Genomic DNA, 14,581 nt, shown 5'->3' with positions numbered 1-14,581 from the left:
AAAGGTACTGTCTTGGATAAAATCCTACTACTTCTTTTTTAATAAATAGACCATCTTGCATTGAAACTAAACAGCAAAACAATGCAACCATCAAATCAAAGAAACCTTTTTATTTACCTTTTACTTTGTATCCCCTTCAGTTTTATCGCACAAAACCATGTACGAATAGAAAACAACTATAACAATTGGAAATGGGAAAACATCTATGTTGCTAGCAATGAGTTTGTGAGTGTAGCAATAGTTCCTGAAGCTGCCGGAAGAATCTTAGAATACAACTTAGGAGACGCCCAATCTTTATGGGTAAATCCTAAACTTTTTGGGAAATCTTTTGCGCCGAATGAAGAAGTTAATGGAACTAAAGATTGGAGAAATTTTGGGGGTTATAGAATCGTTCCATTACCTGTAAGCAACTGTGCTATTCAGAAAAATGGAGAGCGTTCTAATCGTTGGCCTCCACCTGCGATGCTAGGAGACAATCCGTATACCGCAACAATCAAAGAGCAAGATTCTGGTGAAAAAGCCATTGAGGTTGTTTCTGGAATTCAAGAATTGCCCGTACCTACCTACGATAGAATTTCTAAATCTTACAGCTACCCAAAAGAAGTTGAAGAGGAAATTCAATACAAGAGAAGTCTACAATTAGAAGCTCATTCTTCTTTAGTACATAGTACACATTCTTTGCACAACAAAGGAAAAAACACTGTTGACAGAGGATTCATGATGACGAGTCAACATCTATCTAGAAGTGCTCCTGAACTCGAGGATGGTGAAAATTTTTTAGCATACATACCTTTCAGTGCTAACGATAATCTACATGATGGAAAACCATATGAAATTATGGCAACGGCAAAAAATCACTGGAACTTTGTGAATAGAAACAGAATGCCGTTAGACAGAAAAAATCCAGAACACATCAAAAAATACGACAATATCGGTACCAATTGGACAGGAGAGGTTGCTCCTGGAGTTTATGAGATCCACTATGACTACTATATCATGGCTGGTTTTCACATCATCGCTTCCAAGCCTTGGGTTGGTTTTGTCAACAAGACAAACATGACGGCATTTGTGAAACTTTTTGAACCCCTAGACAAAACAAAAACTTATGAAGAAAACATCAATGTGTCTATCTATAACAGTGCGTTAGAAACGGGATATCTAGAAACGGAAGTTAGAACTCCTATTCACACCCTAGCACCAGGACAAAGTTTTGAATACCAAGAAACTCAAGCTGCTGCTAAAATTGCTTCACTACCAATATTAGATGTAAACCGCACAGGTGTAATCACACAAAAGCTTGAATATACTTCAAAATCTAAAAAAATAACTGGTAAGTACGGTGTGTTTAGATCTGGACAAGCTGTGTTAAAAATCAGTAACAAAGACAACACAACCAAGCAAATAAAACTTTGTGAAGTAAATCCATTGAAATCTTTTGTTTTAGATAAAAAAATAAAACTGAAAAACGACGCTACTACCCTAGAGATTTGGATTATCGACCAAAAGGGAGCATCCTATTTACTTGATACGCTTAAACTATAGAGGAAAACTACCCTATGAGAGATTAGAATTCATTATTCTATAAAAAAAATTACAATTTGAATTGATCAATTGTGTGTTATGTGTAAATAACTTCTTAATTTAGAAAAAGTAAAACACTTTGTTTCAATGAAAGAATTAACACTCACAACACCCGCTCTACTATTTTCTGCAATCTCTTTGATCATGTTGGCCTACACCAATCGGTTTTTAGCCTATGCAACAGTGGTTCGGAGTTTGCATGACACCTACTTAAAAAACAAAGATAGCGTGCTCATAAAACAGATTAAAAACATAAAACAGCGTCTTTACTTGACAAGGTCAATGCAAATTTTTGGTATTAGCAGTTTATTGTTATGCGTACTTACGATGTTTTTGATTTATATTGAACTTAATCTTTTAGCAGTTTGGGTGTTCGGAATTGCACTGGTATTGCTCATTATATCTTTGGCTTTTTTAATTGTTGAAATACAAATCTCAGTAAAAGCACTAGAACACCATATAAGTGACATAGAAAACAACTAACGACATCTAAACAATCCCTTTCTATCGAAGGGATTTTACTGTTTTCTATTTTATGAATTTTTCCTATCTTTTAGGTAAAAATGAAATCCAATATGAAAAACGCTTGTATCTTCTTGTTGTCTCTTGTAACTTTCATTGCAACAGCACAAAAGTCAGAAGTTTTAAAAACACTAAAAGAATACCATTTTGATGAAAATTTTTTGTTAGAAAATTTAAAAGATTCTGATGCTCAGTATTCGTTTGATGTTAATACAACCAATGTAATAGGAGGTAAAACAACCATACAAATAGCAAAATTTGATGCTACTCAAGAAGTGGGGAAAAGATGGATACTCTTAAAAGAAAATGGCAAAGAACCTACTAAAAAACAACTGCGTACCTTCGACAAAACACACAACACAAAAGACAAAGTTAACGGAACGATAGACGACAATTCTTGGAGAATAGAAAAAGATACAGATAACGAAATTGTAATCACTTTTCAATATGATAAAAAATCATTACCCAAGAGGTTTCGCTATTTAGGGGATTGCAAAGGTTTGGCATACTTCAATAAAAAAACAAAAAAATTGGAGAAAGCCGAATATGTCAACCTAAAAGACATTCAAATAAAAATATTCAAAGTAAAAAAATTAGACCTTGTCGTTTATTACGATTATAATGATGAATTCAATACATATCTTATTTCTAAAGAAGATATTCGAATGACAATAAAGTTTTTAGGTCAAATAATGGAAGCGAACGACATCAATATTTTAAGTAATTATAAAAAAAATTAATGATGCTTAACAACAGAAAACAAGTTGTAGCCTCATTTTAAATTACATCTTTAAAAATTTATTTTATATTAGCTAGTAATTAACATCTGTTAATTTATTTAACCTTTACGTTTTAAGAATGAAAAACATTTCAGTACTTTTTGATTTTCCACAATACCAATTAGAAACTTACAACCTTGAAAAAGCTTTTTCAACGAAGTACGGAGATACCTGGGAAAGTCTCTCTTCAAAAGAATATATTGATCAGTTCAATAAAATTAGTAGAGGACTACTAAAGCTCGGAGTCAAACCCAATGATAAAATTGCACTTATATCTACCACAAACCGTACGGAATGGAATGTGATGGACATGGGAGTATTACAACTTGGTGCTCAAACAATCCCGATTTATCCTACTATTAGTAAAGAAGATTACGAATATATCTTAAATCACTCTGAAGCTACTTATTGTTTTGTGTCAGATGCTGGAATTGTAGAGAAATTGAATCAAATCAAAGACAATACAAAACTGAAAGCTATATATACCTTTGATGAAGTTGAAGGCGAAGCTAATTGGAAAGAGGTACTCGAATTAGGAGAAGACACAAGTAATGCAAGTGAAGTTGATGCACTAAAAGAAAAAGTTCAACCTGATGATTTGGCCACCATTATTTATACCTCAGGAACAACAGGCAAACCAAAAGGTGTAATGTTATCACATAAGAATCTAGTATCAAATACGCTTGATAGTACACCTAGAGTTCCTCTTGAATTAGGAAAAGCGAAAGCCCTAAGTTTTTTACCTGTATGTCACGTATTTGAACGTATTATACACTATTTATACATGTATTGTGGAATAGAAATTCACTTTGCTCAAGCGCAAGAAACTATTAGTGACAATCTGAAAGAAGTACAGCCAGATATCATGACAGCGGTACCTCGATTGTATGAAAAAATTTACGATGCCATAGTAGAAAAAGGTACAAATCTATCGGGAATCAAAAAAGGTTTGTTCTTTTGGGCGTTGAATTTAGGTTTGCGTTTTGAACCTTACCGAGCAAATGGATGGTGGTATGAGACTCAGTTAAAACTAGCTAGGAAATTGATTTTTTCAAAATGGAAAGAGGCCTTAGGTGGTAAAATGAATACTTTAGTATCTGGTTCAGCCCCATTACAACCTAGATTGATTCGAGTGTTTTCTGCTGCAGGTATGCCCATATTAGAAGGATATGGATTGACAGAAACTTCTCCTGTAATTTCTGTAAATTGTCCTTTCAACAAAGGTATTCGTATTGGAACTGTAGGTAGAATCATAGACAACGTAGAAGTTAAGATTGCTGAAGATGGAGAAATCTTAGTCAAAGGCCCAAATGTAATGCTCGGTTATTATAAAGATGAAGAAAAAACGGCAAGTGTAATGACTGGTGATTATTTTCATACCGGTGATATTGGCGAGTTATCTGATGATAATTTCTTGAAAATAACCGACCGTAAAAAAGAAATGTTTAAAACTTCTGGAGGAAAGTATGTGGCACCTGCCCTACTGGAAAACGAATTGAAACAATCTCGATTTATAGAACAAATAATGGTCGTAGGAGAAGGTGAAAAAATGCCCGCTGCATTGATTCAGCCTAACTTCGATTTCATTAAAGAATGGGCTCGTAGAAAATCGGTTGACTTACAACCTGGAAATGAAGCCTTGTGTCTCAATGAAAATGTAATTTCTAGAATTCAACACGAAATAGACAATTGCAACCAAGATTTCGGAAAGTGGGAACAAATTAAAACTTTTAAACTTACACCTGATATTTGGAGTATTGAAGCAGGACATTTGACACCTACCTTAAAGATGAAAAGAAAAGTAATCAAGGAAATCTACAAAGACTTATACGAGTCTCTGTACGGAAGAAAATAAATATCAATACGCATCAATATCAATTCCTAAACGAACGGCTCTAAAAGCACCGATAGCGCTAAAAGTCTTTTCAATTCTAGCGATATGTTTTTTTGTAGCCTTTAATGATTGCTTGGGCGGAATTTTGACAGTAATGTGTTTTATATATAGATTTCTTACTCTTGATACATTGGGAGATGTTGGTCCTAGTACATTATCTTTAAATGCATTTTTAAGGGAGGTACCAAACCATTCTGCTGCGTTTTCCAAGGTTATCAAATCTCTATGACGTAAGGTAATTTTCATGACTCTATAATAAGGCGGATAATGAAAATGCCAACGGTCTTCTAACTGCTCTTTAAACATTGCCGAGTAGTCATTCGTAGATACTTGCTGTAATATTTGATGGTAAGGATTAAACGTTTGTATGATAACTTTCCCCCTTTTTTTAGATCTACCTGAACGACCTGCTACCTGCACCATCATTTGGAAAGTTCTTTCATGTGCTCTAAAATCAGGGAAGTTTAACATATTATCAGCATTCATGACGCCTACCAAACTCACTTTACCAAAATCTAATCCTTTAGATAACATTTGTGTACCTACCAATATGTCAATTTCTTGTGCCTCAAATGCTCCAATAATTTTTTGGTATGCATATTTGCCACGTGTCGTATCCAAATCCATCCTGCCAATATTCGCATTCGGAAATAACTCATGTAATTCTAACTCGATTTGCTCTGTTCCAAAACCAATTGTAGATAATTTTGTAGAACCACAAGCACCACAATTCAACGGCATTGCTTGTCGATAATTGCAATAATGACATCGCAATTCTTTTCTGTACTTATGATAAGTCAAACTTACATCACAATTGGGACATTGCGGAGATACTGCGCATGTTTCACATTCAACAACAGGAGAAAAACCTCGTCTATTTTGAAACAAGATAACCTGTTCTTTGTTCTCTAATGCTTCTTGTATTTCTAAAATCAAACGATCCGAAAAATGCCCGGTCATTCTTTTTTTTCTGTGTTTATCTTTGATGTCTACCAATTCTACCTCTGGCAGTTGTATTTCACCGTAACGCTTGGTAAGGTTGACCAAACCATATTTGTTTTGGGTAGCGTTGAAATAACTTTCAAGACTAGGTGTTGCAGAACCTAAAAGTGTTTTTGCACCTTGCATATGTGCCAAATAAATAGCCGCATCTCTAGCATGGTATCGTGGTGAAGGATCAAATTGTTTGTATGATGTCTCGTGTTCCTCATCTACAATAATCAATCCAAGGTTAGAGAACGGTAAAAATAGTGATGATCTAGCACCTAACACTATTTGTGCTTTTTCTTTATTCTGTAACACATTATTATACACCTCTACCCGTTCATTCATCGAATATTTTGAATGAAACACGGCAATTTTACCGCCAAAATATTCTTTCAAACGACCTATAATTTGCGTAGTTAATGCTATTTCTGGTAAAAGAAATAATACCTGCTTTTTTTGAGCCAATTGCTTTTCAATCAACTTGGCATAAACTTCCGTTTTACCACTACTTGTAACTCCTTGTAGCAAAGTAACCGTGTTACTATTAAAAGAAGTTTCAATTTCTTCAAATGCTTTTTCTTGGTGTTCATTCAATGATTTTAAACGCCCTCCTTTTTCTTCAAAATGAACTCGATCGACTTGAATATGATAAAACTCTAAAATATTTTTATCAACTAACCCTTTCAATACGGCAGACGACACACCTGATTCTTCTTGTAATTTTTTTGCTTGAATTGGTTTTTTAGTTTGAGCTTCTAAAGAAAAGTAGGTCAACAAAGCTTTGTGCTGTTGTTTTGCTCGTTGCACTGAATCTATCAATTGATGCAATGAAGCCTCATCCTTATGCGCCTCGTTCAATCGAATGTATTTTACCAATTTGGGCTTGTATTGTTCATAAAGCTCCTCTTTTAGTAAAACTGCCTTTTTATCAAGCATTTTCTTTAACAAAGGAAATACATTTTTTTTGCCGATAATGTTTGAAATTTCCAGGACGGACAGTTGTGACTGTTGCTGGAGGGCTTCGTAGACTAAAAACTCAGCATCTGACAAACTCGTATCTTCATCAAAATTCGGATTGTTTAAAACTACTGTTTCACTCTCCAATAAAAACGCTGAAGGCAAAGCTGCACGGTAAACATCACCTAAACTACACATATAGTATTCAGAAATCCAAACCCAAAAGTCTAATTGGGCTTCAGTAACAATCGATTTGTCATCTAAGATTTGATGAATTGACTTCGCTTCATAGGCTTCAGGAGCTTCGTTATGAATATCAAACACCAATGCTGTATAGATTTTTTTCTTCCCAAAAGGTACGGCAATTCGCATTCCTTTTTTCAAAAAACCTGCTTCAGCTTCAGTTATACTATACGTAAAAAGCTGCTTTAGAGGCATGGGCAATAATACGTTTACAAAGAAATTTTTGAAAGGCAATAATGACACTTGTATTTGTTTAAAATCTAATTCAAATATATGTATTTCATAAATTATATAATGAATATACTTTAAGTATTCACGCCTGTTGAAACATCCCTAAAAATGTTTTTAACAAACTATTATCATGTTTTTGTTTAACAAATGTTGTTTTTTAATAAACATTTTATATATTTGACTAAGAATAAAACATTTATACTATGGAAACTATACAAGAAGCGTTAGAATTCGAAAATAATGTAAAATCTTTTAGAAGCAGAGATGAAAAAATTTGGGCCTCTTTAAAAGCAAAAGAATTGATCTTAAGTCTAAATGAATTTTACAAAAAGTCAAAAGATGAAAAAATTATGGATATTATGAAGCGTTTGACTGTAATAAAAAGAAAATACGAAGCGAGACTAAAACCTAAAATTAGAGTTTAATCTGCTGATAGTATTTTAATAGAATTCAATAAACAAATCATCAAAAATGGGTATTTACGATATTTCTATAAATACATTACAAGGAAAACCTATATCCTTAAAAGACTTTAAAGGAAAAAAAATATTGTTTGTAAATGTGGCATCAAAATGTGGGTTTACTCCTCAATACAAAGGTTTAGAAGATTTGTATCAACAATACAAAGACAAGCTAATGGTAATAGGAGTTCCCTGTAACCAATTTGGTGGTCAAGAACCTGGTAACTCAATTGAAATTGAATCTTTTTGTGAGATAAACTATGGAGTAACTTTCTTGATAACAGAAAAAATAGAAGTCAAAGGAAACAATCAGCATCCCTTATATCAATGGCTAACAGACAAAAGCAAAAATGGGAAAAAATCAAGTTCAGTAAAGTGGAACTTTCAAAAATATTTGATTGATGAGAATGGAGCCTATATAGACTACTATTTTTCTACAACGAAACCAACCAGTACTAAAATATTAAATCATTTAAAATAGAGTTTATTTTTAAGTTAGGTAAAATTAACCTGGTCAGTTAATTTCAATTGGGGTGCTACAAAAATGTAACACCCCAATTTGTTTTATTAAAAGGTTTTGGTCATAGAATCTTTACAAACTATCGTAAATTCATTTTTACCAAAATTAGCTACTTCGAGTACATCCACTTCTTTTTGCTCAACAAAAGAAATAACAGCTACCTTTAATTTTTTATTGTACTGATTTACATACCATACAATTCCTTCATGATTTTTGGAATGAAAATTACCATTGAAATGCAAAAATAATTTGTGCTTATTTTTTTTCTTAAGCGTACTGAATATCGAATATCCCATTGTAGCATCTTTTAATGCTTGCGCAGCTACAAAATTTTTAGCAGCACCTGTCATACCGTGACCAGACATCATTTTTTCCATTTCTACATAAGATTCATTTTCATAAGGTACTTCAATCGGTAAAGGTGCTATATAATTTTTTCTCGCATCTTTTGTAATCAACCCCAATGAATCTAAACCTTTTTTCGAAACAAGACTTGCATAACGCCTCGGAACATTGGTTGCCACAAATGATATCTTATTTTCTTTTGCAAAGTTTACTAATGGGGCATAATCGGTTTTATAATTATTCCACGCTTTTCCGTCTTCAATTAACTCTTTTTCTTTAATAAGCCCATGTAAATATTCATCCAAAATTAACTGATTATCTTTCTCAAACATTTCTGCTCCTAAAATTAATTTCCCTTCTTTTAAATCAAATAATTTATTTGTCAATTCAAACTGAAACCAATGTGCAATTGGATTGTTGTGCAGTTCTCCAAAAAACACCACATCGTATTTTGAAAGATCATTTGCCATTTTTTGAAAAGAAACTTCTTCATTTTGATTATTAAAAATTCGGTAGGCAGCCATAGCTTCTTGCGAAAAAATTATGGTTGACTGTAAAATTAACACGAAGCTAAAAATTATATTTTTCATATAGAATTATGGATTAACATCAAAAAAAATGAAAACAGCAGTTAAACGTAGACTGCTGTTTTCTGTTGGTATAAAGTTAAATAATAATCTCGTTTATTCTTCCTTAATTAATCTTTGAAATTGAAGTGCAGGATGTCCTTTTTCCAAATCGTCATTATAAAAACTGGTAAATGCCAATTTAAAAAACACTCCTTCTGTGGTTTTAATTATATAATATTGATCTTCAACAATTTTATAGGTGAAAGTTGCAAAATCTAACTGTTTCCAATCAGATCCAACCGCATCAACTTCAGAACTCAATTCTAACCTAGAAGCATTCTCATAATTAATGGCATCGTAACTTATAAAAGTATCTCCATTTGATTCTACTTCTGATTTATTAATCCTTAAGGCGGTAACATTACCTTTATTAGTTAATGCACCCGTTAAACTATACGGTACTAAAGTTCCAGAGCCATTGTCTGTTCTACCATTATAAGGAGACAAAACAATATCCCAACCATCAACTCCTGTGGCATGGTCTTTATCGATATCCCATACATCTAATTTTACATAAGCATCGTCATTATAATGCACACCTAATGTCGTAGCCTCTTTTGTTTCAGAAACCGCATCCAAGTCAACAAAAACCTGCCTATTATATGATAATTTTATTTGTTCAACTTGTTGGGTATGATGGTTGAAACCTTCTTCATATACATCTGGAGCACTGTAAATTGCTACCTGTAAATGTTTTGATGATGTGTCTAAAGTTGGTACAATAATTTCTCGATTCTCTTCTCCACAAGAAAACAAAAATAAAGCTGCTGAAAGTATTGTGTAAATTGATTTTTTCATTTTTTTAGATTAATTGTTATTAATTTGATTGTATTAGATTTTAGTAAAATTGTATTTCAGAGAAATAAAAGCAGTTCTTCCCCAAGTTATCAATCGATTTGAAGAATTAGCATGTGCTCCTGATTGCGCACTATTGGCAACTGTTTTGATATCAAAAATATTTTTTAGCCCAGCTGTTAAACTTAATCCACTATCTGAAAAGTTCTTCGTCATAGAAAAATTCAGCATATTGTATCCTTCTACTGTGCCAACAGTTACATCTTCTGTAGTGTCTCTAAGCAGCAATTGACTTCGTTGATCAGTATATTTATAGTCTAACTGCATGGCTAAATCAATTTTTCTTAGCTGAATTACAGACATTGCAGTGAAATCTGTAGCGTATTGATAATCGAAATATCCATTACTGTATAAGTCATATCCTATTCCTGTAAGTGCTACTCCAAAATTCAATTTGAAAAACTGGTATTGATAATTGGTTGAAAAAGTTGCTCCATGTGTACTTTTTTCAGAAACATTCTGATAGATATATTGCGTACCCGTTTCGTCACTAGCTAACTCAATTACATCAAACAAATGATTATGAAATCCAGTCACATTAAATTTCAAGAGATTATTTTCAGACAGAGAAATAGTTTTTTCAATAGTTGCAGTAAGATTGTAAGAGGTTTCAGGTTCTAAATTTTCATTTCCAAAAATTTTATGATTAGAATCTACAAAGTCCATATACAACTCTTTCATACTTGGTGCTCTAAACCCTTTTGCAAATGAAATTCTACTTTGCCAAGATTTATTAGGCTTCCATTTCAAGTGCAAAGCATACATTAATGCAGCCTTGTAAATAGAATGATGCACTATACGTACGCCAGGTTGTATGGTAAAATGTTCCGATAGGTTGAGTTGTAAATCTGTCCACAATGCGTTTTCAACCAAACCATCATTATTCGTTACCTTTTCACCCTCACCTACTTCATCTGTCAATTCGTACCCCAATTGCCATTGTATTTTAACTGTAAAATCTCTGCTATACGACAAACGTGCATTTAAGGTATTAAACACGTCTTTGCTTGCATCACCTCTTTTGGTTTCTATATCCAAATCTTCTTTAACGACATATTCCTGTGATGTTCTTTCATAAATATTGTAGGATACCAACCCTGAAAAAACACTCGTATCAGTAAAATTCTTGCTGAAATTAGAATATCCACTCCAACGTTCAGTAACAAATTCTGTGTCAATTGCACGATAAGGAATCAAATAGGCTCCTCTATACGTCAAGTCTTCTTGACTAAAACGCAATCCTATTTTCGCATCCCAACCACCGTAACCGATGCCATAAAAGGCATCAGCATTGGTTTGGTTTTTAGGATTCCATGACATGGTTCGAGTACTGGTATCTAAATCATACCCATCAAATACGCGATATCCACCAGTCAATCCAAATTTTGATTTCCCGACATTACCTGAGACACTAACACTCCCATTGTATTGACCTACAGACTCTGCATAAACTGTAGCATTGCCAGACCAATTGTAATATTTATTCTGTTTTGTGATGATATTTATCGTTCCAGCCAATGCATTGGATCCATAAACGACAGACATTGGTCCCTCAATAATTTCTATATGATCTACTTGAGACATATCAATCTGAGACAAATCAACATTACCATCTTGTCTACCAATAATGGGAACTCCATCTATCAAAAACTTCACATGTTGTCCCTCTAAACCTTGCATGATAATCTGACTTCCCAAAACTCCATCTTCAATAAGGTTGATATTCGGCTGAAATCGAAGTGCATCTCTAGCATTTTGAACTCCTTGTTTTTCCATAGTTCGACCATCAATTACCTCTATTTTGTATATCGAAGCATCGACTTTTTGAGGTACTACAGTTGCAGTAACCACTACTTGATTTAATGCTAATAAATCAGGATTTAACCTCACCCTCATAAATTCACTTTTCAATACAGGAATCGTGATTGTTTTATAACCAACAAAAGACAAAGTAACATTTGAATTTTCTACATTCGGTACCTCAACCTTTCCATTTTCATCCGTTGAAAAATAGTGTTTGTTATTACTTTCAGTAACCAAGCAAATATGAGCGCCCATCAAAGGGTATTTTTCTGCGCCATCAATTACCTCAATAACTACAGTGGATCTCTGAGCATTTACTCCATTTGAGATAAGTAATAGCATTATTATTAGTTTTTTCATTTTTTATGCGCTTTTGATTTTGACATTTGTTTTACACTATCTAGTATGCATCCGGTAGGACATGCAGCTCTACACCAAAACATTGGATATCGCATAGAAACAAGAACAAAAGCCGAGGCTATATAAAACCAAAACGAAGATATTTCCGTACCAAATAAATCTGGAAATAACTCATAGTTCCCAAATTCTTTATACCCCAAAACAAATCCTACGAAAAGCATCAAGGTGATTCCGTATCTCAAATATTCTGCTTGTTTGTTACTTATAAATAACTTCTTTGATTTGAACGGTGAATACTTTAACGAAATCATTTGAGCTGCTCCGAATGGACAAACGTATGAGCAATAGGCATTTTTACCCCAAATTGCACCTAACAAGGTTAACAAAGCATACAAACCAAGAAACATAGACAATTCGGTTCCCATAAAAGGCATTAGAAATGTGACATACGTAAAAGAAGCATTCATATAAAAACCGATATAAACAAGTGTGAAAACAGCCATAATAATTCGCCTTTTTTTTGTTTTCTTGATTTGTGGAAGCATCGCAAACAGAAAAATTGCTAGTAGTATTAGAAGGTGAAAAACCCACCAATAAGTCAGAGCTGCCGATACCTGAAAATCTCCAAAATCAAAATCGTAATAGTTTTCTAATAACTGTGATGCTGTTAACTTAAAAGCTTCTGTTATACTATCTGCCATTGCTTTTGTAGTAATCGTTGCTCCTGAAACAGCATCAATTTCATGAATTTGATCTTGGAGATTTAAACCTATATACTGCTCTAAATAATTACTTCTTAAAATTTTTCTGAGATAGCTTTCTGTTTCTTTTGAGGTGAGATAACTTACTTTTTCAATTTTTCCGCCTAAGCCAACTTGCACTCCCATAAAAATAGGTCCAGAAAAACCTTGTACAGAATTGTATAATTTGTTTTCAAAATACAGGCTTGATAACCGACCTCTATCGTATATTTCCGCGAAACAAAATTCCCCCTTCTTTTTAACGACTACATCTTTTTTATCTCCGTATTGCTTAAACAAGTTTTCTTGTATTTCTTTTGCCCATAAATCATTGTGCAAAGAAGAATTCATCTCAGATGAAAACCGTAACAAACCAGCTTCTTTAGTTCTTTTATCAGCAATGTGTTTTACCATTCCGAACTCACCAAGCACATAGTTTGTGTTATCTGAAATCAATCCAGATTCTTTGGTTCTCTTGGTTTGAAAAGCCGTAACTAATTTTGGCGTAAAGTATTCATTTTCTAGAGTTGAAATATGAAGCGATACATCGTCCCGATCTATTGGTCCCCAATAAGAGAAACCTCCAAAAATAAGTAGTACGACAGATGTAATAACTACCTTTTTTACATCTAATTTTAATCTCTGCTTCATCACCTTCTGCATTATCAAAACCCAATGAGATGATTAATGTGTACTTGTTACTTTTCCATTAATTTCTGCTACCGTTTCCGCTACTATTTTAACCACCCACTTATTGATATTGGTGTCCGGTAAAATTGCATCTTGCTTGTACGCTACACGTTTTTGATCTTCCACCATATCCACTCCGTTTTGCACAATTTCACCTTGAAAGTGCTCGTCGTTGGCAACTAAAACAGGAATAACAAGTGCTCTTTCTTCAAGTGCTAATATTTGATCTATCGCTTTTTTGGTAGGCTCAGAAGAATAACGCACTAAATGACCACACCAACCATACGATATCGAACCGATACCTGTCTGCGCTTTTAGGTAACGACCTATATCTTCAACCATTTCTTCCCATTGTTGGTTAAACTCCTCATCACCATAGGCAATCAAGGCTACACCTTCATCGCCAGAACCATCAGATAAAGCTTTTGCACGGCGGGTAATATTTTTCTTTAGCACTGTTGGAAAATCTAATAATGGAGTTACTACCACTCTCGTTTTTGGAGTATATGTCTCGATACCTTCTTCTTTCAAACTAGCTTTTACTTTAGGATCATTTGCTAGTCCTACTATATTTGGAATATCATTAGACGTGTGTGATGAAATGGTCAAAAAAATAGGCACTACAATCACACGATCGTATCCTTCTTCGTCAAATTTTTTCATCTGAGAAGCTATCGAAGGTTCTGTATATTCCATAAAAGCGGTTCTTACATCGGTAATCTCACCACTCTTCATAATATCGCCTTTTACATCAACTTCGATATCTGTAAGCATTTTTCTCCAACCCTTTGAATGCGAACCGTGATTCACGAGCAGTACCCCTATTTTTTCTCCAGTTTTTGTTTCATTTTGTTTTTGGGTCTTTCCTTTCTCTGAACACGAAATGATTATAAGTGTTAAGAAAATTAATACGAATGCGTTGATTTGTTTCATTATTCTATTTTTATTTGTAATCAGTCTAAATAACATGATGCAAATGTAGAT

At 33.6% G+C, this 14,581-nt stretch carries 12 protein-coding genes; 6 read left to right on the top strand and 6 right to left on the bottom strand.

Annotation, left to right across the window (positions count from 1 at the left end; translation table 11 throughout):
* Window positions 1-81 precede the first annotated feature (81 nt).
* From F6P99_RS05055 to F6P99_RS05040, 4 genes are all read left to right on the top strand, one after another.
* Window positions 82-1,542 carry a hypothetical protein gene (locus F6P99_RS05055; RefSeq protein ID WP_152286377.1) on the top strand — a complete coding sequence of 487 codons (1,461 nt, stop codon included), beginning with the start codon at window positions 82-84 and terminating at the stop codon, window positions 1,540-1,542.
* A gap of 126 nt (window positions 1,543-1,668) precedes the next feature.
* Window positions 1,669-2,064 carry a DUF2721 domain-containing protein gene (locus F6P99_RS05050; RefSeq protein ID WP_152286376.1) on the top strand — a complete coding sequence of 132 codons (396 nt, stop codon included), beginning with the start codon at window positions 1,669-1,671 and terminating at the stop codon, window positions 2,062-2,064.
* A 92-nt stretch (window positions 2,065-2,156) separates the two neighbouring features.
* Window positions 2,157-2,843, top strand: a complete 687-nt coding sequence (locus tag F6P99_RS05045) for a hypothetical protein (protein ID WP_152286375.1) — start codon at window positions 2,157-2,159, stop codon at window positions 2,841-2,843.
* Between the two features lie 118 nt (window positions 2,844-2,961).
* Window positions 2,962-4,737 (top strand): AMP-dependent synthetase/ligase, encoded by a 1,776-nt coding sequence (locus F6P99_RS05040; protein ID WP_152286374.1) that lies wholly within the window; start codon window positions 2,962-2,964, stop codon window positions 4,735-4,737.
* Window positions 4,738-4,740: 3 nt separating this feature from the next.
* Here F6P99_RS05040 and priA read toward each other — a convergent pair whose 3' ends face one another.
* Window positions 4,741-7,197 carry a replication restart helicase PriA gene (priA, locus tag F6P99_RS05035; protein WP_449401691.1) on the bottom strand — a complete coding sequence of 819 codons (2,457 nt, stop codon included), beginning with the start codon at window positions 7,195-7,197 and terminating at the stop codon, window positions 4,741-4,743.
* Between the two features lie 200 nt (window positions 7,198-7,397).
* Here priA and F6P99_RS05030 point away from each other — a divergent pair, with 200 nt between their 5' ends.
* Window positions 7,398-7,619 carry a hypothetical protein gene (locus F6P99_RS05030; protein WP_152286373.1) on the top strand — a complete coding sequence of 74 codons (222 nt, stop codon included), beginning with the start codon at window positions 7,398-7,400 and terminating at the stop codon, window positions 7,617-7,619.
* Window positions 7,620-7,665: 46 nt separating this feature from the next.
* Entirely contained in the window at window positions 7,666-8,136 is a 471-nt protein-coding gene (locus tag F6P99_RS05025; protein ID WP_152286372.1) for a glutathione peroxidase, read from the top strand.
* A gap of 86 nt (window positions 8,137-8,222) precedes the next feature.
* On the opposite strand, the gene F6P99_RS05020 is transcribed toward F6P99_RS05025, so the two are convergent.
* From F6P99_RS05020 to F6P99_RS05000, 5 genes are all read right to left on the bottom strand, one after another.
* Window positions 8,223-9,110: a ChaN family lipoprotein gene (locus tag F6P99_RS05020; protein WP_226913024.1), complete on the bottom strand. Its 888-nt coding sequence runs from the start codon at window positions 9,108-9,110 to the stop codon at window positions 8,223-8,225.
* A 93-nt stretch (window positions 9,111-9,203) separates the two neighbouring features.
* Entirely contained in the window at window positions 9,204-9,947 is a 744-nt protein-coding gene (locus F6P99_RS05015; protein ID WP_152286371.1) for an HmuY family protein, read from the bottom strand.
* A 33-nt stretch (window positions 9,948-9,980) separates the two neighbouring features.
* Window positions 9,981-12,167, bottom strand: a complete 2,187-nt coding sequence (locus tag F6P99_RS05010) for a TonB-dependent receptor (protein ID WP_152286370.1) — start codon at window positions 12,165-12,167, stop codon at window positions 9,981-9,983.
* Complete coding sequence (locus tag F6P99_RS05005; RefSeq protein WP_193316002.1) at window positions 12,164-13,558, bottom strand: FMN-binding protein; 1,395 nt, start codon at window positions 13,556-13,558, stop codon at window positions 12,164-12,166. The genes F6P99_RS05010 and F6P99_RS05005 overlap by 4 nt, the downstream gene beginning before the upstream one ends.
* A 33-nt stretch (window positions 13,559-13,591) precedes the next feature.
* On the bottom strand, window positions 13,592-14,530 hold the full coding sequence (locus F6P99_RS05000; RefSeq protein WP_193316001.1) for a sirohydrochlorin chelatase: 939 nt from the start codon (window positions 14,528-14,530) through the stop codon (window positions 13,592-13,594).
* Window positions 14,531-14,581 lie beyond the last annotated feature (51 nt).

Source organism: Flavicella marina (assembly GCF_009193215.1).
In the GTDB taxonomy this organism is placed as follows: domain Bacteria; phylum Bacteroidota; class Bacteroidia; order Flavobacteriales; family Flavobacteriaceae; genus Flavicella; species Flavicella marina.
This window is presented reverse-complemented; position numbering and strand designations above follow the sequence as displayed.

Excerpts from the sequence above, each read along its gene's own strand:
- F6P99_RS05055 (WP_152286377.1), top strand. The coding sequence starts at position 82 with ATGCAACCATCAAATCAAAGAAACCTTTTTATTTACCTTTTACTTTGT.
- F6P99_RS05050 (WP_152286376.1), top strand. The coding sequence starts at position 1,669 with ATGAAAGAATTAACACTCACAACACCCGCTCTACTATTTTCTGCAATC.
- F6P99_RS05045 (WP_152286375.1), top strand. The coding sequence starts at position 2,157 with ATGAAAAACGCTTGTATCTTCTTGTTGTCTCTTGTAACTTTCATTGCA.
- F6P99_RS05040 (WP_152286374.1), top strand. The coding sequence starts at position 2,962 with ATGAAAAACATTTCAGTACTTTTTGATTTTCCACAATACCAATTAGAA.
- F6P99_RS05030 (WP_152286373.1), top strand. The coding sequence starts at position 7,398 with ATGGAAACTATACAAGAAGCGTTAGAATTCGAAAATAATGTAAAATCT.
- F6P99_RS05025 (WP_152286372.1), top strand. The coding sequence starts at position 7,666 with ATGGGTATTTACGATATTTCTATAAATACATTACAAGGAAAACCTATA.
- F6P99_RS05020 (WP_226913024.1), bottom strand. The coding sequence starts at position 9,110 with ATGAAAAATATAATTTTTAGCTTCGTGTTAATTTTACAGTCAACCATA.
- F6P99_RS05015 (WP_152286371.1), bottom strand. The coding sequence starts at position 9,947 with ATGAAAAAATCAATTTACACAATACTTTCAGCAGCTTTATTTTTGTTT.
- F6P99_RS05010 (WP_152286370.1), bottom strand. The coding sequence starts at position 12,167 with ATGAAAAAACTAATAATAATGCTATTACTTATCTCAAATGGAGTAAAT.
- F6P99_RS05005 (WP_193316002.1), bottom strand. The coding sequence starts at position 13,558 with ATGAAGCAGAGATTAAAATTAGATGTAAAAAAGGTAGTTATTACATCT.
- F6P99_RS05000 (WP_193316001.1), bottom strand. The coding sequence starts at position 14,530 with ATGAAACAAATCAACGCATTCGTATTAATTTTCTTAACACTTATAATC.